Here is a 23,329-nt window from a genome sequence, read left to right as displayed (position 1 = left end):
CGGCGTCAGTTCGACGCCGACGCGCCGGAGAACGGGATCGCCTCGTCGAGCAGCATCACCGGGATGTCGTCCCGCACCGGGAACGCCAGGTCGCAGGCGAGGCACACCAGCACGGGGGCGCCGCTCAGCTCGTCGGGCCGCAGCTCACCGTGCTTGCTGCACGGGCAGACAAGGATCTCCAACAGCAGCGGGTCGAGACTCATCAGGCTTCCCTTCCGCTCCGGATCCGAGCGAGGATCTCGTCGCGCAGCCGGTGCATCGTGGCGTCGTCGGGCCCCTCCACATTGAGCCGCAACAGCGGCTCGGTGTTGGACGGGCGGAGGTTGAACCAGGATCCGTCCGAGAAGGAGATCGTCAACCCGTCCAGGTGGTCCACGTCGGCAGCGTCCGGCGCGTACGCCTTCTCGATCACGTTCATCGCCGCCGCGGCGTCCGCGATCTCGGAATTGATCTCACCGGACGCGCTGTAACGGGCGTACCCCCCGAGCAGCTCGGACAGCGGCCGGTCCTGGCTGCCCAACGCGGCGAGCACATGGAGCGCGGCGAGCATGCCGGAGTCCGCTCGCCAGAAGTCGCGGAAGTAGAAGTGACCGGAATGCTCGCCACCGAAAACCGCGCCGGTACGGGCCATCTCGGCCTTGATGAACGAGTGGCCCACGCGGGTCCGGACCGGGACCCCCCCGCGCTCGGTGACCAGCTCGGGGACCGCCCGGCTGACGATGACGTTGTGGATGATCGTGCCCCCCGGCTCCCGGGCCAGCTCGCGATCGGCCACCAGGGCGGTGATGGTCGACGGAGAGACGATCTCCCCCCGCTCGTCGACGACGAAGCAGCGGTCGGCGTCGCCGTCGAAGGCCAGGCCGATGTCGGCTCCGGAGCTGCGGACGGCGGCCTGCAGGTCCCGCAGGTTCGCCGGCTCGATCGGGTTCGCCTCGTGGTTCGGGAAGGAGCCGTCCAGCTCGAAGTAGAGCGGGATCACTGTCAGCGGCAGCCCGGTGAAGGTGGCCGGGACGGTCAGCCCGCCCATGCCGTTGCCCGCGTCCACGGCGACCGTCAGCGGCCGGATCTGCGCCAAGTCGACCAAGGTGCGCAGATGACGCACGTAGGAGTCCAGCAGGTCCCGCCGAGCCACGGTGCCGCGACGACCGGGACCGGCGGGAATGCCCGCCTCGATCATCGCGCGGATGTCGGCGAGCCCGGTCTCCTGGCCGATGGGTGCCGCGCCGGCCCGGCAGAGCTTCATGCCGTTGTACTTCGCCGGGTTGTGCGACGCGGTGAACATCGCACCCGGAATGTTCAGCGAACCGGCGGCGAAGTAGAGCAGATCGGTGGATCCCAGCCCGGCGGCGATCACGTCCGCGCCCTGGCTGGCCGCCCCTTCCGCGAAGGCCTCGGCGAGCGGGACCGACGACTCCCGCATGTCGTGCGCGGTCACGATCCGCGGGGCGCCGAGCAGCCGCACGAAGGCGGCTCCGGTGGCTCGGGCGACGTCGGCGTCGAACTCCGCCGGCACCACGCCACGCACGTCGTACGCCTTGAAGATCCGCGAGAGGTCACGCATCCCTTCCAACCCTTCTCCCTGGTGTCCCCCGGCACCGGGTGAATGGTGCCTCCCGGCCGCGCGGCCACTACTGCGACCGGCTCGGTTGACCTTATCCGCCGGGTCCGACACCGCTGGAACCGCGTCCGGGCGAACTCGCGCCGAACCACTCGCCGAACCACCGGTACCAGGACAAACGGAAGATCGGGACGACCACCTGACCGGGACGGCCAAGAGGTGGGAGCGCTCCGGATCAGGACGGGCTGGGAACGGCCCGCAGGTGACCCCGCCGGCCACCCGGGGGTGGGGCCTGCGGACCCTGCGGGGGCTCCGGCCCTCCCCGCCGGGACGCCTCACGCACGGCGTCCGCGAGGGCCTCCAGATCGTCCCCGGCCACCTCACGACCCCCCTCACGGGGTGCCTCGGCCTCGAGCCGGACCACAGCCCAGCCAAGCGGCACGGTGAGCCGATCCGCGTGGGTGCCGCACAGATCGTAGGAGTGTGGTTCGACGTACGGGGAGAGCGGGCCCAATACCGCCGTGGATTCCGCGTAGGCGTACGTGAGCGTGGCGACCGCGGCTGCGGAACAGGCCGAGCGGGAGCAGCGCCGAGGCTTCACGTTCCGGACGGTAGCCCCCGGAACGGACGACGGCCACCACCTCGGGTCGTGTCGCGTGGCGCGACGACTAATCGTCACGCGGCGTCGACCATGCCATCGCGGCCCGCATACAATATCCCTCGTTCAGCACGTATCCAGAGCGATTTTGAGATCATGGACCGTCCTCGAGCTGGTAGCGATGGGGGATGGAGCGCAGGGATGTGACCGGAACCGTCGTTGCCGCGCCCACGGATCGGCGCACCACTCCGAGCGATGCCGGAAGCGGCGCGGAGTTCACCGCGATCGACGGACGACCGTCCATCCTTGAACGCTACGCTGACAGGGTGACCGAGCCCGAGCGGTTCCCGGCAGTCGCCCGGCCGATCCCGCCACGGCGCCGGCGCGACCGGCGCGGCCGTGGCATCCGGGGCACTCTCCTTCCGCCGGACGTGCCCGCCTACGCCACCCGCGGCGACCGCTTCGACGATCTCGTCTTGGACGCCGTCGAGCATCTCGACCACCGGTGGTCCACTGAGCTCGCGGACGTCGAGTTCGCCGTCGAGGACGTACCGCCGGTGGCGGTGACCGATGACGAGATCCCGCTCGCCCATTACCAGCCGGCCGGCGGCAAGGGTCGGTCGGGAACCCCGCGACGCATCGTCGTCTACCGCCGCCCGATCGAGGCGCGGGCCGTCGACAGCGAGGACCTGGCCGAGCTCGTCCTCGATGCGATCATCCACGAGATGGCTGAGATGATGGGGGTCGACCCCGCCGTGATCGACCCGGAGGGCCACGGCTGGGGCGACGAGGAATAGCGAGCAACAGCGAGGAACAGCCGAGCCGCGGTGGCTGGCCGGCCGCAGGACACCCACCACGAGGGAGACCGTGACCACCAGGAACGAGCCCGCTCGGGCGACGGCATCCGGCGCCCGGGTCCTGCCACTGCACGGTCAGGCGCAGTCGTACGCCTGGGGGTCCCCAACCGCGATTCCGAACCTGCTCGGGGCGGCCGCGACCGGTGAGCCGGTCGCGGAGCTGTGGCTCGGCACCCATCCGGTGGCGACGGCCCTCGCCGAGGACGACGGCATCCGCCGTCCGGCCACCGACCTCGTCGGTCAGCTGCCGTTTCTGCTCAAGGTGCTGGCCGCCGAGAAGGCGCTGTCGCTGCAGGTGCACCCGGACCTGGCGCAGGCCCGGGCCGGCTTCGACGCGGACGACGCGGCCGGTCTCGGCTTGGGCGATCCACGTCGACGTTACCGTGACCGGAATCACAAGCCCGAACTGATCGTCGCGCTGTCCCCGTTTCGGGCTCTCGCCGGCATGCGTGATCCCGGCCGGACCCTCGCCATCGTCGCCCGGCTGGGCTCACCGGCCCTCACCGCCGCCTTCCGACCACTGGCCGACGATCCCTCGGGCGGCGCCGCACAGGTGCTCCGCTCCCTGCTGACCATGCCGCGCGAACCCGCCCGTGACCTCGTTCGCGGCCTCGTAGCGACGGCCCGCCGGCTCGCCGCCGGCCCGTACGGCGCGGCAGCGCCGACGGCGCCGGGGCCGCCCAGCGCCGAAACGGACGACACGGCGACGGACGGGGCCGCGGTGGACGGCGCCGAAGCCGATGACGTCGCGCGGGCGGCCGATCTGATCGGTCTGCTCGCGGCCGCGCACCCGGGCGACGTCGGGATCGCGGCCGCCCTGTTGCTGAACGACGTCACCCTGCGCCCCGGGGAGGGGCTCTTCCAGCCCGCGCGGCTGCTCCACGCCTACGTCTCCGGCCTGGGTATCGAGATCATGGCGGCCTCGGACAACGTGCTGCGCGGCGGGCTCACCCCCAAGCACATCGATGTCGACGAGCTCCTACGCATCCTCGATCCCACTCCGAGCGCGGCACCGATCCTCATGCCCCGTACCCTCGCGGTCTCCTCCGGTGGTCTGCTCCGCGGCTGGGATGTCCCCGTCGGGGACTTCGCCCTCACCGAGGCGATCTGCACCGGGGGTGCCCTGGACGTGGGACGGCCCATGCTGCTGCTGGCCATCGAGGGTGCGGTCCGGGTGACCGGCACCGCCGACGACGGGACGACCGTCGCCCCGGTGGAGTTGCGCGGGGGCCGGTCCGCCCTGCTGGCCGGATCCGCCGCGTTGACCCTCACCGGCACCGGTCGGGTCTTTCTCGCCGCTTCCGGCCGCTGACGGGCGACGCCACCGACAGGGCGGGGTGCTGACGGCCCGGAAGACCGGAAACGTCACGAACCTCCCGCACGTCCTGGGAGGACGCCGACCGGTGCCCGGCCCGCCACGAGGCGAAGGTCGAAGGTCGGCGGACACAGGCCTAGCCGCGCTGATACAGGACGGTGGGATCCTCGATGGAGACCGGAGCGTCGAGGAGCCTCGACGCCCCCCACAACGGAACGACGGTGGAGATGCTCCGCGGCATCACGGGCTTGGGCATCCCGAAGGTCGACGACGCGGCGGTCGACGACGCGGCGGTCGACGACGCGGAGCCGGTGGAGCCGGAGGAACCGGAGGGGGTAGGCCCACGGGGCGGATCCCCGGATACCCGGCCCTCCCCCGGCGTACCGGGGGGAGGGCCGATCACGGCGGTGGCCTCCAGCGGGCCGCCGACCGCGACAAGCCGTCCACCGGCCCGTCCGATCGGCATGCGGGCAGTCGCGACGGTGCCCGGCCGTACCCGTACCAGCTCGCCGTCGATCCACGCCGTGACCGCTCCCGCCGGAGCTGCGAGCACGACGACGCCGGTCGCGCCGGGCGGCACCGGTGGGAGGGAGACGACCGCGTCCGGCGCGGATCCCGCCCCGGCGGCCAGCCCCGTCGGCCCGGAGAGGCCGACCGCCTGGCCGTACGCGTCGAGCCCGCGCGGGTCGAGCGGAGGATCAAGGCTGGTGGCGCCGACCCAGGTGGATCCGCCGGCCGAGCCGGTCGACCGCTCTCCCGCCCGGCCCGACGGTGCGGCCAGTCCGGCGAGCACCGGTGCGTCATCGGCCGATTCGACCAGGACCGCCGAGGCGGCGCCCGCCGGCAGCGGCACGGGCGTGGTGATCGCACCCGTGGCGGGCACGACGACGGCCTCCAGGCCGATCGGCGTGTGCCGACCCGTACCCGTGAGGACCGTGATGCGCACCGTGGCCTCCCGCAACGGTGCGGCGAGCACCAGGTGCGCCGTCGAGGACGCTGACCCCGCCGGGACGACGACCCCGCCAAGCAGGAGACGCCGGGCCGGGGCGGAGGTGCTCGGGACAAGGCTCACCGGATCCGCACGCCCCGCCCGGTCCGTCCCCGGCACCGAGTCCGTACGCCCCGCGCTGGGCCGGTCCGCGACCCAGGTGAGAACCCGGCCGGAGCGCACCTGGACGTCGAGCGCGGTCGCGGTGGCCTCCGGTGCGAGGGAGGCGAGTCGCCGGATCACCGCGTGCTCCGGGGGCACGGTGATGTCCTGCGGCGACGTCGCCGGTCCGTCGGAAAGCACCCGCACGTTGATCAGGGCCGGTTCATCTGCCAGATTCGACCAGATCACCACCGGATCCCGACCGGCCACGGTCGATGGTCCGGTGAACCAGACCCGGGCCCGGGACGGCTCGCAACGCGCCTGAATCGGCCCGACGCCGTCCATTGACCCGACGCCGTCTTTGTCCCGGGCCGTCACGGTGGCCGACAGTCCCCCGGCGGACGCACCCTGGGCGGTCACCAGGATCGATCCGCGGCTGCCCGCCACGCCGGTGACGGCGCTGCTCTCCGAGGGCCGCGGAAGGTCCAGGTGACGTCGACCACGGGCGTCCATCCGTAGTCCAAGCCCTTTGGTTGGAACCTCGGACCCCACCGTGGACACCCGCACCCGGCCCGTCGGTCCACCGCCGGCGGCCACGTCCAGGCCGAGCGAACGGGCCCGCCCGCCCGGCCCGTCCGGATCGGGTGCCACCAGCGTCAGGTCCGGGCAGGCCAGCATGGCGCCTGACAGCGGCCAGATCCGTCCCTTCCCGGCACCGGTGCTGGTGCTGGTGCTGGTGCTGGTGCCGGTGCCGGTGCCGGCGAGGAACGCCCCGGTCAGCCCGAGCAGTCCGAGGACCGCCAGCGGCAGCACCGTCCGCGAAACGACCGTCCGCGAAACGACCACGACGTGACACGACGGCCGCTGGTATGACGGCCGTTCGACCTTCCCGACCCGCCCCGGCTGCGTCGCAGCCGGGGGAGCCATCCGCCGCGACCGCATGACCGGGATTCCCAGCATGACCGGGATTCCCAGCAGGACGAGCGCGGCGAGTGCCGCAGCCTGGCCCACCACTGCCCGGTGGGGTGAAGTCCGGTCGTGGTCGATGCGGAGCCGACCGCCGTCGGGCGGCAGTTGGAATCCGGCTGCCCAGCCCCACGCCCGGAACGGAGCCAGCGGCCGGCCTTCCAGCCACGCGTGCCATCCGGCATCCGCCGGCACGGCGAGCACCAGGCAGCGTGCCGGGCCGGACCGGGCTGCGAGGGCGGGCAACCGCTCGCCGGAGGCCAACCGACGTACCGAGGAGGGCGCTGGCGGCAGCGGCGCCGAGAGGAGGGGAGGAACACCCGGCGCCGTACCGATCGGGCGGGTTGTCGGCCTCGTCGCCGCGGGAGCGGAGTGCCGCGCCACCGGCTCACGACGATCGGCCCGATCGGACTCCATCACCCAGGCCAGGGGTCCGCCCGCCCACCCGGATGCGTCCGGTCGCGGCGCGCCGGCCCCACCGGGCTCTCCCAAGGCCGTCGCACCACGGGCCGCAACGGCGGGGCGCCAGAGGATCGCCCCCGGGCGGGGACGATCCCGGATCAAGGACGGCGTCGCGTCCAGGCGGGCGACGAGCTGAGAGGCCGAGTCGACCGTAGGTACAGCGACCGATGTCACGCCCAGAAGCGGGAGCCAGCCGGCTGCCCGGCCACCGTTGGTGGCGAGGTCCGCGACCATGTCGGCGAGGAACCGGCCGGACCGCCGCGGGGTGCGGGCGCCGGCCTCGGGAAACGTCGGCCCGGACGCGGAGGCCAGGGTGTACCGGATCGTTCTGGCCGAGGCCGGTTGGTGCAGGACGAGGACGCGGGCACCCGGCCCGGCGGCGCGGGTCACGGCCGCGACCGCGTGGGCGAGGGCGGACCCCTCGACGCCGGCCGGGTTCGCCCCTGTGGTGTCGCCGGGCCGGGCCACGTCCACGGCCAGGAAGCGGGCGGCAAGGATCAGCGGCCCGACGAGGAGGAGCAGCGTCACGGGAAGGACCACCAGCACGGCCGTGCGCCGCCGGCGGCCCCGCTCCCGGCCCGCGAGGCGGCCGAACAACCAGCAGGCCAGACATCCACCGACGAAGCCGGCCACATCGGCCCTGGGTCCGCTGTCCGCACCGGCCAGCAGGGCCAGGGAGTACTGGGGCAACCGGGCCAGGGTGATCGCCGATTCGGTGAGGACAGCGACGGGATCCACCCGCAGGTCCGGAAGCACCGGTATGATCGTCGCGAGCAGAGCGACGATCATACCGGGCAGCCTGGACCGCGCGGTCAGGAACGCGACGACGACCAGGCCCGCCCAGGCGATGGCCAGCGTCGACGGGGCGCAGGCGATGAACCCGACCAGACAGATCGCGAGCGTCCACACCGGCCGGCCCGGCGCCCCACCGACGCCAAAGCCGGAGCCGTCCCGCCGGTCCCGCAGGACCGCGTCGGCGGCGGCGAGCACCAGGGGAAGGCCGATCACCGCGCCCACGGTGTCGGTGCGGCCGGCGAGGACCGACCCGGTCATCACCGGGTTCAACCCGTAGCCGGCGGCGAGCCCGAACCGGGCGATCGGATGTGGTCCCAGCCGGGCGAGGGCCCGGTAGACGCTCAGGCCCGCGAGCGCCGGGCCGGCCGCCAGCAGGATCCAAGCGGCCGGCGCCGGCCTCCCCCCCAGCAGAGTGGCTGCCGCGGCGAGCAGCGCGGTGAAAGGGGGTGCCGGCCTAGGACCACTCAGAGGTCCATCGGGCGCCCCCGCCCATCCAGACCACACGGCCGACCACAGGTTCCGGCTGCCTGCCGGGAGCGGCAGGCCCCCGCCGAGCATGTCCGCCGGCATCCCCCGCATGGCCAGGAGCCCGACGGCACCCAGCAGGGCCGCCAGGGTCGTCGGCGGCCAGGCCGGCCGGCGCGGGTGCACATCCGGTCTGGGCCCGGTGACCATCAAGGTGGTGTCGGCGACGTCTTCGGCGGCTCCGGCCCGATCAAGGAGATCATCGGCGCCGGCTCCGCGCCGCCACGGCAGGCGGGCCGGGAACAACGGGCGGACGGCCCGATGCGGCACCGCCCACGTGCGGGCGGCGCGCCGACGCATCCGGCGCAGCTGCCATGGCCGCCCCAGCACGGTACCGGCGAGCGTGAGCTCGGCGAGCGCCGCCCGGCGTCGGCCGCGCAGGAGCAGGCCGAGGGTGCGCACGACCGTTCCGACGAGCAGGGCGACCACCATCGCCGGAAACAGCACCGTCGCCGTGTTCGCCAGCCGGACCCGTAGAACCCCCGCGCGGTCGGCCGATGCCCTGGGGAAGGCCGGCCCCCCGGAAAAGGCTGAGGCCGAGGTCACGGTCACCGTGGCCGACGGGACGACGACGACCCGTAGGCCGGCACGGGCCACCCGCCAGCCGAGATCGATGTCATGACCACCATCGAGCTCGGGGTCGAGTCCACCCAGCAGTCGCCAGACCACCGCCCGCACGAGCATGCCCGAACACGCGACGGCGAGGACGTCACGTACCCCGTCACACTGTCCATGATCATCATAGTCCGGGCGAATTCCGGGATGCCGTCGCCCGGCCCGGTCGACGCTCACCCCGGCTTCAACCACCCGGGGTCTCGTCACCGGCCGGGACCGCGCACCTGCCGGTCCAGCGGAACCGCCCGCTCCGGCGGGTGGGACGAATTCGGCGGGTGGGGCGGATTCCGGAGCGCGGGCGAGCAGTTTGGGGCCGAGGACGGCGGCGCCCCGGTCCAGCCGGGCGTAGGCCAGCAGGGTGTGCAACGCGCCCGGGGTGGGGATCGCGGTGTCGTCGAGGAGCCAGACGAATCCGTGCTCCGGTGGGTTCCCCAGCCGAGCCAGCCCCACGGCTACGGCGGCGCCGAACGGTGTGGCGGACGGCACCTCTACGACGAGGGGCTCGGCGACCGGGTCACCGGCCTGAGCATCCGCGCCGTCGGTGCCCGGGTCGACGGGATGGTCGGCGGACGGGAGGCGACCCTCCCCGTCCAGGGGAGACGCGCGTTGCCGGGGAACGCATCCCCCGCCACCGAGCCGCACCTCGACGACCCGGTCCGGCGGTCTGGTCTGGGCACGCAGGGCGGCCCGGACCTGGGCGGCAACGTCGGGTCCACCACCCCCTCGACCGAGCACGCAGACCGCGACGACCGGCGGCCCCGCGTCATCGGCCACGGTCACCGCGGCGACCGTGGCCGCCTGTGACCTGCCCGGATCGCCCGTCATGCGCCGACCGCCGGTCACCGGTCGGGATCAGACCGCTCGGCGTCGCTGCTTGCGCCTCTCCCGCTCGGACATGCCGCCCCAGATCCCGAACCGCTCGTCGTTCTCCAGCGCGTACTCCAGGCACTCGGCCCGGACCTCACAGCCCGAGCAGATGCGCTTGGCCTCGCGGGTCGAGCCGCCCTTCTCCGGGAAGAACGCCTCGGGATCGGTCTGCGCGCACAGCGCGCGTTCCTGCCACTCCATCGCCTCGCCGAGAAGGTCCCCCATCCCCAGATCGATCACCTGGGCGAGGGCGGACCTCCCGGCCGATCCACCAAGATCCTCCAAGTCCTCGGTCTCGGCCTCGTCAGCCTCGTCAGCCTCGTCAGCCTCGTCAGCCTCGTCAGCCTCGTCGACATCGTCGACATCGTCGATGTCCTCGACGGAATCGTCCTGGATGTCCTCGACGAGGTCGGTGCCCTCGGCGACGGACCGACCGGTCAACTCGGGGAGGGCGGGAGCGGCCGTGGCCGGCACCCGCGCCCGCGGGACCGTTTCGGATGTGGCCCGGGTGTGCCGTTCGGTGAGCACCCGCTCAGGGTGATCAGCGAACGGGTCATGCTCAGCGGGACGCTCGACGTCCGCGAGGACAGTGTGGACGCCCGCGTCGGCGTGCTCCATGTGGACTCCTCCAGACCCGTCGCGGTGCGGTCGGCCACCCCTGGGCGCCGGCGCGCAGGTGACTAGTTTCCACACCGGTCAGGCGACGCACTACCGCACGAACCCCGCCAGCGGGGGGAATGACACGCCGGTAATTACACGCTCCAGACTCGATCGCGTCAACCCCACCGTCGCAACATCTTCTACAACCAGCGATGAGACCATAGCTCACAGTCACTACAGCCTGTCGCCGAGGGTCCACGCAACCCTCCCTTCCGTCACTCTGCGCGATCAGACGGGTCGCGGCAACGGCATTATCCCGCCCAGATCTAAAGGGCATAAACCCCTAAAAGGGCAGGTCTGAGCTCGGGCAACCGCCGCAGGCGCATACCGATCAGCCGCCAGACCCGGCAACCCCAGCCTATTCGACTACGGAGAGTAGTTTTTGGTGATCAGAACTTGGCGGGTGTCAGGACACCACCGGCAGCATGGCCCGGACGGTGCGGCCCCGGGCAGCGCGAAAGCGCTCGTCAGGGATCCGGCCATACGTGGTGGTGCGTTGCCGAGCGGGACGACCCGCCCCCGCGGCCACCTCCTCGAGTTCGGCCACGGAGCGCCGCGAGCCGTGCTGCGAGCCGGCCATCCGACTGATCGTCTCCTCCATCAGCGTGCCGCCGATGTCGTTCGCCCCACCGGTGAGCACGGCCCGACAGCCCTCCACCCCGAGCTTGACCCAGGAGCACTGGATGTTGTCGATCGAGCCGTGCAGCAGAATGCGCGCCATCGCGTGCACAGCCCGGTTCTCCTGGCGGGTGGGGCCGGGACGAGCGACACCGGCCAGGTAGATCGGCGAGCTGTGATGGACGAAGGGGAGGGCCACGAACTCGGTGAAGCCGCCGGTGGAGTCCTGGATGCGCCGTAGCAGGCGCAGATGGGCCACCCAGTGTGCGGGGGTGTCCACGTGCCCGTACATCATCGTGGCCGAGGAGCGCAGGCCGACCCGGTGCGCGGTGGTCACCACCTCGACCCAGCTCGCCGCGGGCAGCTTGCCCTTCGTCAGCACCCAACGGACATCGTCGTCGAGGATCTCCGCCGCGGTGCCGGGGATCGTGTCGACGCCGGCCTCACGGGCCGCGGTGAGCCAGTCGCCGATCGACAGGCCGGTGCGGGTGACGCCGTTGAGAACCTCCATCGGCGAGTAGGCGTGCAGATGCAACCCCGGCGCCTGCCGCTTGATCTCACGGGCAAGATCGAAGTACGCGGCGCCCGGTAGATCGGGATGGATCCCGCCCTGGACGCAGACCTCGGTCGCGCCGACCGCCCAGGCCTGCGCCGCCCGGCTGCCCACCTCGTCCAAGGACAGCGTGTAGGCGTCGGCGTCCCCACGGCGTTGCGCGAACGCGCAGAACCGGCATCCGGTGTAGCAGACATTGGTGAAGTTGATGTTGCGGTTGACGACGTAGGTGACGTCCTCGCCCACGACGTCGCGGCGCAATCCGTCCGCGAGCGCGCAGAGCTCCTCCAGGGCGGCGCCGTCCGCGCCGAACAGGGTCAGCGCCTCGGCGTCGGTGATCCCGGCCGGATCGGACCCGGCGTGGCGCAGGGCGGCGAGCATGTCGGGGTCGATCCGCCGCATGGCACCGGCACCGGCAGCCGCGCCGGCCCGGCTCGCGATGGCCCGGCTGCCCGTGCCGACGACTCCGTCAACCCCCGTCCCGGCCGCGCTGACCTGTGCCCGAAGCGACTCCCAGTCACCGTAGACCGTGTCGAAGTCCGCCCGTTTCTCGCTGCGGCGCCCGACCGTGTCGACCGCGGCGTGCAGATCGGTGCGGCCGGTGTCAGCGAGTCCGCCGTCGGGCTCCTGCCAGGGGCGGCCGACCGGGAGCACGCCGTCGGCGAGCAGGCCGTCCACGCCGGCCAACGCCCCGACGTGTCCGGCCAGGCGCGGGTCGATCCACGGTTCACCGAGATGGGAGGGGTAGACGGTGAGCCGGGGCCGCAGCGTGAACCCGGCCTGCGCCGTCACGGCCGCCAGGACGTCCAGGTCCGGCCAGGGCCGCTCGGGGTTGACGTGGTCGGGGGTGACCGGGGAGACGCCGCCCCAGTCGTCGATGCCGGCCGAAAGCAGCAGGGCGCACTCCACGGTGTCAACGAGGTTCGGCGGAGCCTGCACCCGCATCGTGGGGCCCAGCACCAGCCGGGTGACCGCGACGGCCGCGGCCAACTCCTCGGCACCGACGTCGGGCGCGGAGCGCATCGCGGTGTCGTCCTTGGCGCGGAAATTCTGGACGATCACCTCCTGGATCGACCCATAGCGGCGGGCCAGACCTCGAAGCTCGAAGATCGTCTCGGCCCGCTCCGTCCGGGTCTCCCCGATGCCGAGCAGCAGGCCGGTCGTGAACGGGATCGACAACCGCCCGGCGTCGGTGAGGACCCGCAGGCGGACGGCCGGGTCCTTGTCGGGTGATCCGTAGTGCGCCCCGCCCGGCTCCGACCACAGGCGGGTCGCGGTCGTCTCCAGCATCATCCCCATCGACGGGGCCACCGGCTTGAGCCGGGCGAGTTCCACCCAGCTCAGTACACCCGGGTTGAGGTGCGGAAGCAGACCGGTCTCCTCCAGCACGGCGATCGCGACGGCACGCAGGTAACCCAGCGTCGAGTCGTAGCCGTGGGCGTCGAGCCATTCCCGGGCCGCCGGCCACCGATCCTCGGGACGATCACCAAGCGTGAACAGCGCCTCGGCGCAGCCCGCCGCGGCGCCCGCCCGGGCGATGCCGAGCACCTCGTCCACCGTGAGGTAGGGGGCGGGCAACCGGTGCGGCACGGTGGCGAAGGTGCAGTAGTGGCAGCGGTCCCGGCACAACCGGGTCAACGGGATGAACACCTTCGGCGAGTAGGTGACGACACCCGGCCGCCCGATCGACGCCAGACCCGCGTCGCGGACCCCGGCCGCCGAGCGGCACAGGTCCGCGAGGTCATCGCCGCGCGCGGCCAGCAGAATGGTGGCCTCTACCACGTCGAGCGTGGCGCCGTCCCGGGCCCGGCGCAGCGCCCGGCGTAGCGCCGACGGGGACGGTGGGGAACTGGATTCGGCACCGCTGGATTCGGCACCGCTGGATTCGGCACCGCTGGATTCGGCACCGCTGGATGTCGCCGCCGTACTCATCATGAATTCCTCTGATTCTCCGGCGGCGCCCCCGGCGCCCGGCAGGTGAACCGGTCCGGTCGGTGGCCATCGGGATCGAAGGGATGCGGTGTCGAAACGGTACTGAGCGGTTCGGGAGGAAACCCGGTCGGCCCGGAGTCAGGGGGTCACGCGGCCGGCCGCACGCCACCCGGTGGCGGGTCTGCGCAGCCGGTCGAGCGTGCCGATCAACATATTCGTCCGCCGGCGCGAGGCCAGCGTCTCGACCAGAGCCTGCGTCCGGTCGGCTCGCCGGCCGGCGCCGGCGACGTCGGACCCGTCCGGCGTCGTACCGGTGGTCTGTCGCATCTGGGCCCGGCGGGCGGCCACGACCTGGGGGGCGCGGACCCCAGCAAGCGCGCGATTAAGGGAGGCAGACAGGGCTTCGAGGCTCTTGGTGGTTCTGATATCGGACATGACGGTCCTTCCAGCAACGTAGAGAGCTGGGATTCACTCTCACAGCTCTCTCTAATCGGAATCAAGAGAAAGACGGTGAGCAGGACACATCCGCCCGAGACGTCCACCGGACCCCGCTACCCGAGCCCGGCCGGAGTGCACCCACCGACACCGGGACACGATTCCGATCATGCCGGCGTCGGGACGGCGCCGGCGTGCGCCGGCGTACCGCACGGGGGCTACCACTACTGGGCATCGATTTTCTCCTGCCCCACCATGGGAGTCGTTACGCTGATCAGGTGCCACGCAACCGCCAGGAGGTTCCCCGCGAGGAACGGATCGATGCGTTGCTCACCGTCGCCGAGGAGCAGTTCCTGGCCCGCGGGTTCGCCGGGACGTCCATCGCGGAGATCGCCCGTTCCGCCGGCATCGAACCGGGCTCCGTCTACTGGTATTTTCGGTCGAAGGACCACGCCTTCGCGGCGGTGCTGAACCGACTGCTCGACGTTGAGGTCGACCGGATCGCCGCGTTACCCGGAGACCCGGCGGCGAAGCTCTTCCTTGCCCTGGACTCGGTCGAGCGGCGCCGCACGCTGCATCCCTGTGTCGCCGAACGCGCCCCGCACGCCGCGCCGGTCATGGAGTACCACGAGCGGCTGCACGACTGGCTGCACGGGCTCGCGCTCGCCGCGGTGCACGACTTCGTGCCCGAACCCGATCGGGAGCTCGCGGCGGACGCGGTGGTCGCCACCATCGAGGGCGGGCTCGCCAACCCTGCACCCTCCCGGCCGACCAGCCATCTCGTGCACTTTCTGCTCTCGGCCTTCTGCACGGACACGCCGATACCGGCGAAGCCGGAGTTCCACGGATGGATGACGCCGTTGTTCGCCCGACCGAGGCTCGGTTAGGAACCCCGACCGAGGCTCGGTCAGGAACACGACCGGCGCGCCCGCCCCGGTCCGGAGAAATCCGTCCGTGGCCCGGCGGTGGCCGCTATCACCCCGGCCGGGAGATCCACCACCGCCCACCGGTGCCCCATCCGTCGGGGCGCGGTGCCAGGATTGGTCGGTGTGAGAGTTACAGCCCTGGCTGGCGGGATCGGTGGCGCCCGGTTCCTGCGCGGCGTGCTCGCGGCGCTGCCGGAGGCCGACGTGACGGTAATCGGCAACACCGGCGACGACATCACGTTGCACGGACTGCGCATCTGCCCCGATCTCGACACCGTCATGTACACCCTGGGCGGCGGGATCTCGGCCGAACGGGGCTGGGGGCGCGAGGGCGAGTCGTTCGTCGTGGCCGAGGAACTCGCCGCCTACGGCGTCGGGCCGGCCTGGTTCGGACTCGGCGACCGCGACCTCGCCACCCACCTGGTGCGCACCCGGATGCTCGACGCCGGCTACTCCCTCTCGGACGTGGTCCGGGCGCTGTGTGAGCGGTGGAAGCCGGGGGTACGGCTGCTGCCGATGTCGGACGAGCGGGTCGAGACCCACGTGGTGATCTCGGACGCCGACGGCCAGCGCGCGGTGCACTTCCAGGAATGGTGGCTGCGGCTGCGTGCCGCCGTGCCGGCACAGGCGATCATCCCGGTAAACGCGGAAAAGGCCAGGCCCGCGCCCGGCGTCCTGGCCGCCATCGCCGACGCGGACGTCGTACTGCTCCCCCCGTCGAATCCGGTCGTCTCGATCGGCACCATCCTCGCCGTTCCCGGGATCCGCTCGGCCGTGCACGAGACCGCGGCGCCGGTGGTCGGGGTGTCGCCGATCATCGGCGGCGCGGCCGTGCGCGGGATGGCGGACGCCTGCCTGGCCGCCATCGGCGTCGAGACCTCCGCCCAGGCGGTAGGCGTGCATTACGGCGGCCGGGGGCGCACCGCCGAGCCGGCCACCGCGCCCGCCACGACCGGGCACGGGACGGCCCCGCGCCCGGGAGACGGGACGGCGGACGGCCTGCTCGACGGCTGGCTCGTCGACACCGCCGACGCCGGCGCGACCGTTCCCGGCGCGACCGTGGCCGCGACACCCCTGTTGATGACCGATCTGAAGGCCACGGTGGCGATCGTCCGGGCGGCTCTGGAGCTCGCCGGTGTCTGAGCGCAGCGCGGAACGGGCGCTGCGCGTGTTCCCGCTCACCGGCATCGGCGAGGTCCGTCCCGGCGACGATCTCGCCGTCCTGGTGGCCTCGGCCGTCCGGACGCACGGCCCGACACTCGCCGACGGCGATGTCGTCGCGGTCACCTCAAAGATTGTTTCGAAGGCCGAGGGACGGCTCGTCACGGTGTCCGGCGACCGCGAGGAAGCCAGACAGGCCATGATCGACAGTGAATCGGTACGCGAGGTCGCCCGGCGCGGCCCGACCCGGATCGTCGAGACGCACCACGGTTTCGTCCTCGCCAGCGCGGGGGTCGACGCGTCGAACATCGCCAAGGACTCCCTCGCCCTGCTCCCGGTGGATCCGGACGCCAGCGCCAGGCGGCTGCGGTCGGGCCTGGCCACCGTGCTCGGCGTGGATGTCGCCGTCATCGTCACCGATACCGCCGGACGGCCGTGGCGGCGCGGCCTGACCGACATGGCCGTCGGGGTGGCCGGCATGGCGGCGCTGCGCAGCCACGTCGGCGACCTCGACGGCTACGGCAACGAGCTGGGGATGACCGAGGTGGCCGAGGCCGACGAGCTCGCCGCGGCCGCCGACCTCGTCAAGGGCAAGCTGGGCGCCACACCGGTGGCAGTCGTCCGCGGCTACGGCCGGCTGCCCGACGACGGCGCCGGCGGGCGGGCACTGCTGCGTCCCGCTGGTGAGGACATGTTCCGCCTCGGCACCCTCGAGGCGCGCCGGGCGGCGCTGCGCGACCGGCGCACCGTGCGGGACTTCTCCGACGCCCCGGTCGACCCGGCCGCGGTCGACCGGGCGATCGCGGCCGCACTCACCGCCCCGGCCCCGCACCACACCACACCATGGCGTTTCGTGATCGTGACCGAGCGGCACGCCGCGCTGCTCGACGCGATGGCCGAAGCCTGGGCGGACGATCTACGACGCGACGGGTTCGACGAGGCGGCCGTCGAGCGTCGGCTTCGGCGCGGCGAGGTGCTGCGGCGTGCCCCGCTGCTGATCGTTCCGATCATGGTCCTCGACGGCGCGCATCCCTATCCGGACGCCCGCCGCGCCGCCGCCGAGGAGCGGATGTTCACCGTCTCCGTCGGGGCCGGGGTGCAGAACCTGCTCGTCGCCCTGGCCACGGAGGGTCTGGGGTCGTGCTGGGTGTCGTCGACGCTGTTCTGCCCGGAGGTGGTCACCCGGGTGCTCGACCTGCCGGCCGATTGGACACCGATGGGCGCGGTCGGGGTCGGGCACGCCGCCGCGCCCGCACCCGCCCGACCGGACCGCGATACCGCGGCGTTCGTCCTCCACCGCTGACCTCGTGGCCGACCTCTTCCGGGTGGCCCGGCTCCGGGATGATCCGGGACGCCACGGTCACGGTGCGGCGTGGCGGAACAGGGCGTGTCCGGTGGTGTTCGGCGGGTCGGATCCATCCTGCCCGGACGACGTGGTTCAACACTTCGTAGGATCAGTTGCCGTGGGTAAGAAGAGCGTCGAACGCAACACCCGGCTCGAGCAGTTGCGCCGTGAACAGAAGCGCAGGGAACGCCGCCGCGCGCTGCTCATCTACGGGACGTCGGGGCTCGTCGCCGTCGCGCTCCTCGTCGGCATCATCATCTACAGCGTCGCGGACAGCAGATCGAAGAACGAGGCCCGCAAGGTCGGCTACGTCGCGCCGGCCTCGGCGGCCGCCACCGCGGCCGGGTGCACCGGCACGGCGAACGACCCGTTCCGCGGCTCGACGCACGTCAGCACGGCGGTCACGTACGAGGCGTCACCGCCATCCTCGGGTAACCACAACCCCGACCCCCTGCCCGACGGCATTCCCTTCTACAACCCGAACTCGGGCATCTCGGTGGAACGGGCCGTACACAACCTCGAACACGGCTTCGTGATCGGCTGGTACGACAAGAGCCTGCCGACGGATCAGGTCGACAAGCTGCGCAAGCTCGCGGCGGACGCCGGGCCGCGGTTCATCGGTGTGCCCTGGCCCCGGAGCACCTTCGTCGACAACAAGCACTTCGTCCTGACCGCCTGGGACCGCACCCAGCGCTGCTCGACGGTCTCCGCGGACGTAATCAAGGATTTCGTCACCAAGCATGCGAACCCGGACGCCGCCGGGGCCACCTGGGACTCACCGACCGCGCCGGAGTCCGGCGCGGCGGGCGGCACCCTGAACGTGACGGCGGACGGCCCCCTGGTGGATCCGGGCGCGGCCGCCTCCCCGATCCCCGGCGCGGGCACCATGTCACTGTCGCCCACCACCCCGGCCCCGGCACCCTAACCCTCTCGGCCGGGGCGGAGATGTCGGTGACGAGGCGGGCCGCCCAGGACGAGCACCGTCCCGGGCACGGCCCGCCCGGCTAGCTCCAGATACCGGTGCTAGCTCCAGATACCGGTGATGTCCGATGCGCTTCCGGCGTTACCCGCGTGGGTGGTCAGTCCACTCAGGTCCTCCAGGGTACGTAGCACGTTGTAGTGGTTGTAGGTCGTCGACGAGCTGCTTCCGGGGGTGACGTGCGCTCCGTAGAGCACCGTGGTGATGTGATTGCCGCTGGAGCCGTTGTCCTCGTCGAAGGTCACGATGAGCAGACTGTTGTGGGTCTGGGCCCAGGTCGCGTAGGCGCTGAGATTGCTCTTCAGCCACGTGTCACCGGTGGAGACCGAGCAGTCGTGCATGTCGTTGCACAGGTTCGGGATGACGAACGAGACCTTGGGCAGCGTGGAGTAGTTGCTCGGGAACTGGGCGAAGGTGTGGGCGGTGTTCAGCGGCACGTTACTGAAGGCGAACCATGGATTGTGCTTGCGCGCATACTTGGTGCTGCTGTTGGTGCACACCGTCGAGCCCTCGGCGGGCAGGCCCTCGTTGTAGCTTCCCCAGGTGCGACCGGCGGCGATCAGCTCGGAGCCGAGATTGGCGGCGCTACTGAACCCCGGCGTGTAGCAGTTGTCGTTGGTGATGCCCTGGGTACCTCCGGAGAAGAGGGCGAGATAGTTGGGCTGGCTCGGGTGGGTCAGGCCGTACGACGCGGTGAGGTTGGCGCCACCACTTTTCAGTGTATTGTTGATGTAAGGGGCGCTGGAACTACCGATGATCTGCGAGTAGGAATGGTTCTCGAACACCACCACGACGACATGGTCAGGGCTGGGCAGCGCCGCCGCCCGCGCGGGCGCGATATTCCAGGATACGAGCACGGCGACGATCAGACCGACGGCAAACGCGGTCAACACGAGACGTGAACGCCGGACACCGGCGAGAACGGACACGGCAGGCCTCCCGAGGAACCAGAAAAGTAACAACGAGTTCTTACCGTGGAGCCAGATCAGGTTAGAGCCTCCACCGGACATCGTCAGTGCACCAGAGGTAAGAACCGGGGAAACAGGAGGGGCCGGATCCCGAACGGGAGATGTCGGGTTCTCTCCGCATCGGTAACCCGAGCGGGGTCGCGCGGAGGCCGCGGGACGAATTTCCCACGGTGTTTCTTCGGCGTATCTGTGGCCTGTCTCCGGCTATCCGGGTACAAGGCTGTCCGGTCCTCGTCAGGGCCGCGGCCGGGCCGGCTCATCACCCCGGATCCATACCCTGGACCGCCGAACCAGACGATCAGGAGGAACGGTCCTGGCCCTCGGCTCAGCCCCCGCCGTGGCGGATCGGCATCAGTAGGTAGCGGTAGGCGCCCTCGTCGACAGCGCCGCGGCCGCTGTCCTTGCCGGTGAGCACCGCGGGTTTCGCGGCGGCCTCGACCGGATCGTCGTCAACGAACCCGATCGTCGCCTGATCGTCCTCGACGGCACCGAGCCCGTCCAGCAGGTAGGACGGATTGAACAGCACCGAGAGCTCGGGACCTGCGTACTCGACCGGAATCGTCTCGCTGGCCTGTGCGCCACCACCGTCCCCGGCCTCGGCGACGACCTGGTTGTGGGTGAAAGTGAACCGCAGCGGCCCGGTGCGGGTGGCGACGACGGCCACCCGACGGACCGCCGCGGCGAGCGCCGCGGTCTGCGCGGTGACGACGAGCGCGGCCGCCTCGGGCAGGAGCTTGCGGTAGTTGGGAAACGTCCCTTCGATGAGCCGGACGATGGTCTGCCGGCCGCCGGCGGCGAGGCCGAGCCGGGCGCCGGACGGATCGTCGAGGTCCAGACCAATCACGATGCGGGAGGCCGACGTCGGCGTGCGGGCCACCTCGGCGAGAACCTTGGCAGGCACGTGCGCGAGCGCCCACGGATCGTCGACTGTCGGCTGCCAGGGTATGCCGCGTACCGCGAGCCGGTACCGGTCGGTGGCGACGAGGGCCAGCCCACGCCCGGAGATCTCCATCCGGACCGCGGTGAGCACGGGCATGGTCTCGTCCCGGCCTGCCGCCGGGGCGACCTGACCGACCGCGGACGCGAACCCAAGCGTGTCCACCTCGCCGATCGGTCCGGGAAAGCTAGGGAGCTGCGGGTACTCACCCGGGTCCATCAGCGGCACGGTGAAACGGACGCTGCCGCAGCGCAGGACCAGCCGGTCACCGTCGACCACGACGTCGACCGTCGTCGCGGGCAGGCTGCGCACGATGTCCGTGAGGAGCCGGCCGGGCACCAGCACCCGCCCCGGTTCGTCCACCGAGGCCGCGACCGGAGCCCGCACCGCCACCTCCGTGTCGTACGCGCAGATCGTCAGGACCGAGGCCGTGGCCGCCCCCAGGGGCGCCGCGGAACCGGGAGACGCCGCGGAGCCCGACGGCAGGGGAACCGCCGCGGAACCGGGAGACGCCGCGGAGCCCGACGGCAGGGGAACCGCCGCGGAACCGGGAGACGCCGGGGAGCCATGGCCCGCGGCGAGCAGGATGCCGGTCAGGACGTTCCGGGCCGGGCCCGGCCGGTTGGGCAGATGCCGAGCGGCCCAGCCGGTCGCGTCGGCGAACGCGTCGCGTTCCACGCTGAACCTCATGAGTGCGATTGTCCTCGGCCACGGCGCGGAATCGCCGCATTCAGCGGACGGTTTTTGTTCCCCGTCCGTGGATGTCCGCGAGATCTCCGCACGGACGGACCGCAGCCGCCGCGTCGTGAGGAAACGCGGCGGCGCTACCAGTGGTCCGCCGCCACCCGCAACCGGTCGGCTGCGCTCAGGTGCGGTCCGAGCTGAATCGCACAGCGCCCGCCGAGAGGACGACTCCGGGGAACACGCGCGCCCCGGACCGTAGTTCGTTGCCTCGCTCGATCCGTACCCCGTCGCCGATGACCACCCCGTCGAGCGCGACACCGGAGCCGATCACCGCGTCCCGACCGATCACGCTGTCCCGCACGACCGCCCCGGCCTCGACAACCGCACCGTCGAACAGCACCGCACCGTCGATCGCGGCACCCGCGCCGACCCACGCGCCGGCCCCGACGGTCGCCCCGCCACCGATCTTGGCGTCGGCGGCCACGACGGCACCGGGCAGCACCAGGCAGTCCCCGACCGGCCCCGGCAGCGCCGGCGACGCCATCCGGCCGGTCACCAGGTCGCGACTGCCCTGCACGAACGCCGCGGGAGTTCCGAGGTCGAGCCAGTAGGTGTCATCCGGGTAACCCATGACCGCCGTGCCGGCGGCCAGCAGTCCCGGGAAGGTCTCCCGCTCGACCGAGACCGGTCGTCCCGTCGGGATCGTGTCGATGACGGACCGCCGGAACACGTAGCACCCGGCGTTGATCAGATTGGTGGGCGGGTCCGGGGTCTTCTCCAGGAAGGCGGTGACGCGACCATCGTCGTCGACGGGCACGACCCCGAAGGCACGCGGGTCCACCACCCGGGTCAGATGCAGGGTGACCGCCGCGCCGGTCCCCGTGTGCCGCGCGACGAGGGCCTGGATGTCCAGACCGGCGAGGATGTCACCGTTGAAGATCACGACCGGATCGCCCGGTCCCCCGTGGAGCCGCTCGGCCACGTTGCGGATCGCACCGCCCGTGCCCATCGGCTCGGTCTCGGTGACGTACTCCAGCTGGAGTCCGTGCGCCGAGCCGTCCCCGAAGTACTCCTCGAAGACCTCCGCCCGGTACGAGGTGGCGAGCACCACCCGGTCGATTCCCGCGTCTCGCGCGCGAGCCAGCATGTGCGCGGTGACCGGCACCCCCGCGACCGGCAACATCGGCTTCGGCGCCGACATCGTGAGCGGTCGCAGGCGGGTCCCCTGACCGCCGACAAGCATCACTGCGTCCATGGGGCGTCAGTGTCGCAGAACACGCGGTGGACGCTGAAAACGGATCGGGGTCAGGACCATACGACGAACGGCATGCCATGGTTTCGACACGTTGTGTCGGACCGGGGTTCACCAAGCCGCCCGGATATTCCAAATATCTCGGACATCCAGGACATCCATGACTACCAGCAACTCGCCTGCCGGCCATCGGCCGGCCGCGGTCCGCTCAGGCGCCCCGCGCGGCACCACCCCGGGGAAGCAGATCCGCAGAACGGGTCGCCTTCGCCCCCGCGCTGTCCCGGGCGAAGATCAGCGCGAGCAGCAGCCGAACCACGAGACCGACCCCGAGCAGCAGCCGCAGCGGCGCGCGCGCGTTGCCGGGGTACTGCCAGGACAGGTAGCGGAACATGCTGCGGTGATGAGCCAGCACCATCCGCCGTGACGACCGCTTCGTCGAGTGTCCGCCGAGATGCTCGACCACCGCGGACGGCACGTACACCGACTGCCAGGACGCCTCGCCGATGCGGCGGCCGAGGTCGACATCCTCCATGAACATGAAGTAGGACTCGTCGAACCCGCCGACCGCCTCGAACGCCTCCCGGCGCAGCAGCTGGCAGGAACCGGACAACCAGCCGGCGGTCATCTCCTGGGGGAGACCCCGCTCCCGCCGATAGGAGGCCGTCCACGGGTTCGTCGGCCAACACCAGCCGAACAAGGCGTGCCCCACCCCGCGGCCGAGCGAGGGCAGGTCCCGGGCCGAGGGGTAGAGCGCCCCGTCCGGATTGATGATCCCCGGGCCGAAGGCCCCGCCCCCCGGCCAGCGGTCGGCCGCGGCAAGCAGTTCGTCGACCGCACCGGGCGCGAAGGAGATGTCGGCATTGGAGATCACCAGCCAGGGCCCGCGGGCTCCGGCGGCACCACGGTTGACCGCGGTGCCGTAGCCGAGGTTGCGACCCGGGCGCACCAAGCGCACCTCGGCCCGCTCGGCGGCCGCCGCCGTGCCCTCGTCGAGGTGCGGCGAGTTGTCCACCACGACGACCTCGTAGGGCCGCGTGGTCGCCTTCGCCAGCGAGTCGAGGAAGGCTCCGATCACCTCCCCGGACCGGAAGGTCACGACGACGACCCGGATCTCCGGATCCACACCCATGTCTCGCCCGCCCGTTCTCGCCCACCACCGGTCGCCCGACACATTCCCGTGACGACGCACGGCACCTTGTGCACCGAGGAGACCGTAGCGCGCCCTTTGCGG

At 71.9% G+C, this 23,329-nt stretch carries 17 protein-coding genes; 6 read left to right on the top strand and 11 right to left on the bottom strand.

Annotated elements, in window-relative coordinates; all coding sequences use genetic code 11:
* Positions 1 to 5: 5 nt before the first annotated feature.
* The 3 genes from FRANCCI3_RS03785 to FRANCCI3_RS03775 all read right to left on the bottom strand — a co-directional run bounded on the left by FRANCCI3_RS03785 (position 6) and on the right by FRANCCI3_RS03775 (position 2,159).
* Positions 6 to 203, bottom strand: coding sequence for a Trm112 family protein (locus tag FRANCCI3_RS03785; protein ID WP_011435205.1), 198 nt, complete (start codon positions 201 to 203; stop codon positions 6 to 8).
* Complete coding sequence (locus FRANCCI3_RS03780; protein ID WP_011435204.1) at positions 203 to 1,561, bottom strand: phosphomannomutase/phosphoglucomutase; 1,359 nt, start codon at positions 1,559 to 1,561, stop codon at positions 203 to 205. The genes FRANCCI3_RS03785 and FRANCCI3_RS03780 overlap by 1 nt, the downstream gene beginning before the upstream one ends.
* 232 nt (positions 1,562 to 1,793) lie before the next feature.
* Positions 1,794 to 2,159, bottom strand: coding sequence for a DUF3499 domain-containing protein (locus tag FRANCCI3_RS03775; RefSeq protein ID WP_035908204.1), 366 nt, complete (start codon positions 2,157 to 2,159; stop codon positions 1,794 to 1,796).
* Positions 2,160 to 2,560: 401 nt separating this feature from the next.
* Here FRANCCI3_RS03775 and FRANCCI3_RS28920 point away from each other — a divergent pair, with 401 nt between their 5' ends.
* Complete coding sequence (locus FRANCCI3_RS28920) at positions 2,561 to 2,953, top strand: metallopeptidase family protein (RefSeq protein ID WP_035940918.1); 393 nt, start codon at positions 2,561 to 2,563, stop codon at positions 2,951 to 2,953.
* Between the two features lie 70 nt (positions 2,954 to 3,023).
* Entirely contained in the window at positions 3,024 to 4,325 is a 1,302-nt protein-coding gene (locus FRANCCI3_RS03765; RefSeq protein ID WP_011435201.1) for a type I phosphomannose isomerase catalytic subunit, read from the top strand.
* A gap of 139 nt (positions 4,326 to 4,464) precedes the next feature.
* Here the strand turns inward: FRANCCI3_RS03765 and FRANCCI3_RS27740 are convergent, their stop codons facing one another.
* From FRANCCI3_RS27740 to FRANCCI3_RS03740, 4 genes are all read right to left on the bottom strand, one after another.
* Complete coding sequence (locus tag FRANCCI3_RS27740; protein WP_011435200.1) at positions 4,465 to 9,606, bottom strand: DUF5719 family protein; 5,142 nt, start codon at positions 9,604 to 9,606, stop codon at positions 4,465 to 4,467.
* A 27-nt stretch (positions 9,607 to 9,633) separates the two neighbouring features.
* Positions 9,634 to 10,266: a WhiB family transcriptional regulator gene (locus tag FRANCCI3_RS28915; RefSeq protein WP_011435199.1), complete on the bottom strand. Its 633-nt coding sequence runs from the start codon at positions 10,264 to 10,266 to the stop codon at positions 9,634 to 9,636.
* A 448-nt stretch (positions 10,267 to 10,714) separates the two neighbouring features.
* Entirely contained in the window at positions 10,715 to 13,414 is a 2,700-nt protein-coding gene (locus FRANCCI3_RS03745; protein WP_011435198.1) for a bifunctional FO biosynthesis protein CofGH, read from the bottom strand.
* A 135-nt stretch (positions 13,415 to 13,549) separates the two neighbouring features.
* A complete protein-coding gene (locus tag FRANCCI3_RS03740) occupies positions 13,550 to 13,846 on the bottom strand; it encodes a hypothetical protein (RefSeq protein ID WP_011435197.1) in 297 nt (98 codons plus the stop codon).
* Between the two features lie 278 nt (positions 13,847 to 14,124).
* On the opposite strand from FRANCCI3_RS03740, the gene FRANCCI3_RS03735 reads away from it, so the two are divergent.
* From FRANCCI3_RS03735 to FRANCCI3_RS03720, 4 genes are all read left to right on the top strand, one after another.
* Positions 14,125 to 14,733: a TetR/AcrR family transcriptional regulator gene (locus tag FRANCCI3_RS03735; RefSeq protein ID WP_035940905.1), complete on the top strand. Its 609-nt coding sequence runs from the start codon at positions 14,125 to 14,127 to the stop codon at positions 14,731 to 14,733.
* A gap of 162 nt (positions 14,734 to 14,895) precedes the next feature.
* The gene (gene cofD / locus FRANCCI3_RS03730) at positions 14,896 to 15,915 is read left to right on the top strand and encodes a 2-phospho-L-lactate transferase (RefSeq protein WP_023839904.1); all 1,020 of its coding nucleotides are present in this window, start codon (positions 14,896 to 14,898) and stop codon (positions 15,913 to 15,915) included.
* Entirely contained in the window at positions 15,908 to 17,236 is a 1,329-nt protein-coding gene (locus FRANCCI3_RS03725; RefSeq protein WP_011435194.1) for a coenzyme F420-0:L-glutamate ligase, read from the top strand. The genes cofD and FRANCCI3_RS03725 overlap by 8 nt, the downstream gene beginning before the upstream one ends.
* Before the next feature lie 160 nt (positions 17,237 to 17,396).
* Entirely contained in the window at positions 17,397 to 18,203 is an 807-nt protein-coding gene (locus FRANCCI3_RS03720) for a DUF3105 domain-containing protein (RefSeq protein WP_023839903.1), read from the top strand.
* Between the two features lie 98 nt (positions 18,204 to 18,301).
* On the opposite strand, the gene FRANCCI3_RS03715 is transcribed toward FRANCCI3_RS03720, so the two are convergent.
* The 4 genes from FRANCCI3_RS03715 to FRANCCI3_RS03700 all read right to left on the bottom strand — a co-directional run bounded on the left by FRANCCI3_RS03715 (position 18,302) and on the right by FRANCCI3_RS03700 (position 23,227).
* Positions 18,302 to 19,186 (bottom strand): alkaline phosphatase family protein, encoded by an 885-nt coding sequence (locus FRANCCI3_RS03715; protein ID WP_023839902.1) that lies wholly within the window; start codon positions 19,184 to 19,186, stop codon positions 18,302 to 18,304.
* A 364-nt stretch (positions 19,187 to 19,550) separates the two neighbouring features.
* Positions 19,551 to 20,852 (bottom strand): DNA polymerase III subunit beta, encoded by a 1,302-nt coding sequence (gene dnaN, locus FRANCCI3_RS03710; protein WP_011435191.1) that lies wholly within the window; start codon positions 20,850 to 20,852, stop codon positions 19,551 to 19,553.
* A gap of 175 nt (positions 20,853 to 21,027) precedes the next feature.
* Positions 21,028 to 22,101 (bottom strand): sugar phosphate nucleotidyltransferase, encoded by a 1,074-nt coding sequence (locus FRANCCI3_RS03705; protein WP_011435190.1) that lies wholly within the window; start codon positions 22,099 to 22,101, stop codon positions 21,028 to 21,030.
* 205 nt (positions 22,102 to 22,306) lie between these two features.
* Positions 22,307 to 23,227, bottom strand: a complete 921-nt coding sequence (locus tag FRANCCI3_RS03700) for a glycosyltransferase family 2 protein (RefSeq protein ID WP_023839899.1) — start codon at positions 23,225 to 23,227, stop codon at positions 22,307 to 22,309.
* Between the last annotated feature and the right edge of the window lie 102 nt (positions 23,228 to 23,329).

Origin of the sequence: Frankia casuarinae, assembly GCF_000013345.1 — a bacterium.
GTDB classification, from domain to species: Bacteria; Actinomycetota; Actinomycetes; order Frankiales; family Frankiaceae; genus Frankia; species Frankia casuarinae.
The sequence above is the reverse complement of the archived record's forward strand: the minus strand, read 5'-3'. Positions and strand labels throughout refer to the sequence as shown.

Bases quoted from the DNA above. Each gene is read 5' to 3' on its own strand.
- FRANCCI3_RS03780 (WP_011435204.1), bottom strand. From the start codon at position 1,561: ATGCGTGACCTCTCGCGGATCTTCAAGGCGTACGACGTGCGTGGCGTG.
- FRANCCI3_RS28915 (WP_011435199.1), bottom strand. From the start codon at position 10,266: ATGGAGCACGCCGACGCGGGCGTCCACACTGTCCTCGCGGACGTCGAG.
- FRANCCI3_RS03745 (WP_011435198.1), bottom strand. From the start codon at position 13,414: ATGATGAGTACGGCGGCGACATCCAGCGGTGCCGAATCCAGCGGTGCC.
- FRANCCI3_RS03785 (WP_011435205.1), bottom strand. From the start codon at position 203: ATGAGTCTCGACCCGCTGCTGTTGGAGATCCTTGTCTGCCCGTGCAGC.
- dnaN (WP_011435191.1), bottom strand. From the start codon at position 20,852: ATGAGGTTCAGCGTGGAACGCGACGCGTTCGCCGACGCGACCGGCTGG.
- FRANCCI3_RS27740 (WP_011435200.1), bottom strand. From the start codon at position 9,606: ATGACGGGCGATCCGGGCAGGTCACAGGCGGCCACGGTCGCCGCGGTG.
- FRANCCI3_RS03700 (WP_023839899.1), bottom strand. From the start codon at position 23,227: ATGGGTGTGGATCCGGAGATCCGGGTCGTCGTCGTGACCTTCCGGTCC.
- FRANCCI3_RS03740 (WP_011435197.1), bottom strand. From the start codon at position 13,846: ATGTCCGATATCAGAACCACCAAGAGCCTCGAAGCCCTGTCTGCCTCC.
- FRANCCI3_RS03705 (WP_011435190.1), bottom strand. From the start codon at position 22,101: ATGGACGCAGTGATGCTTGTCGGCGGTCAGGGGACCCGCCTGCGACCG.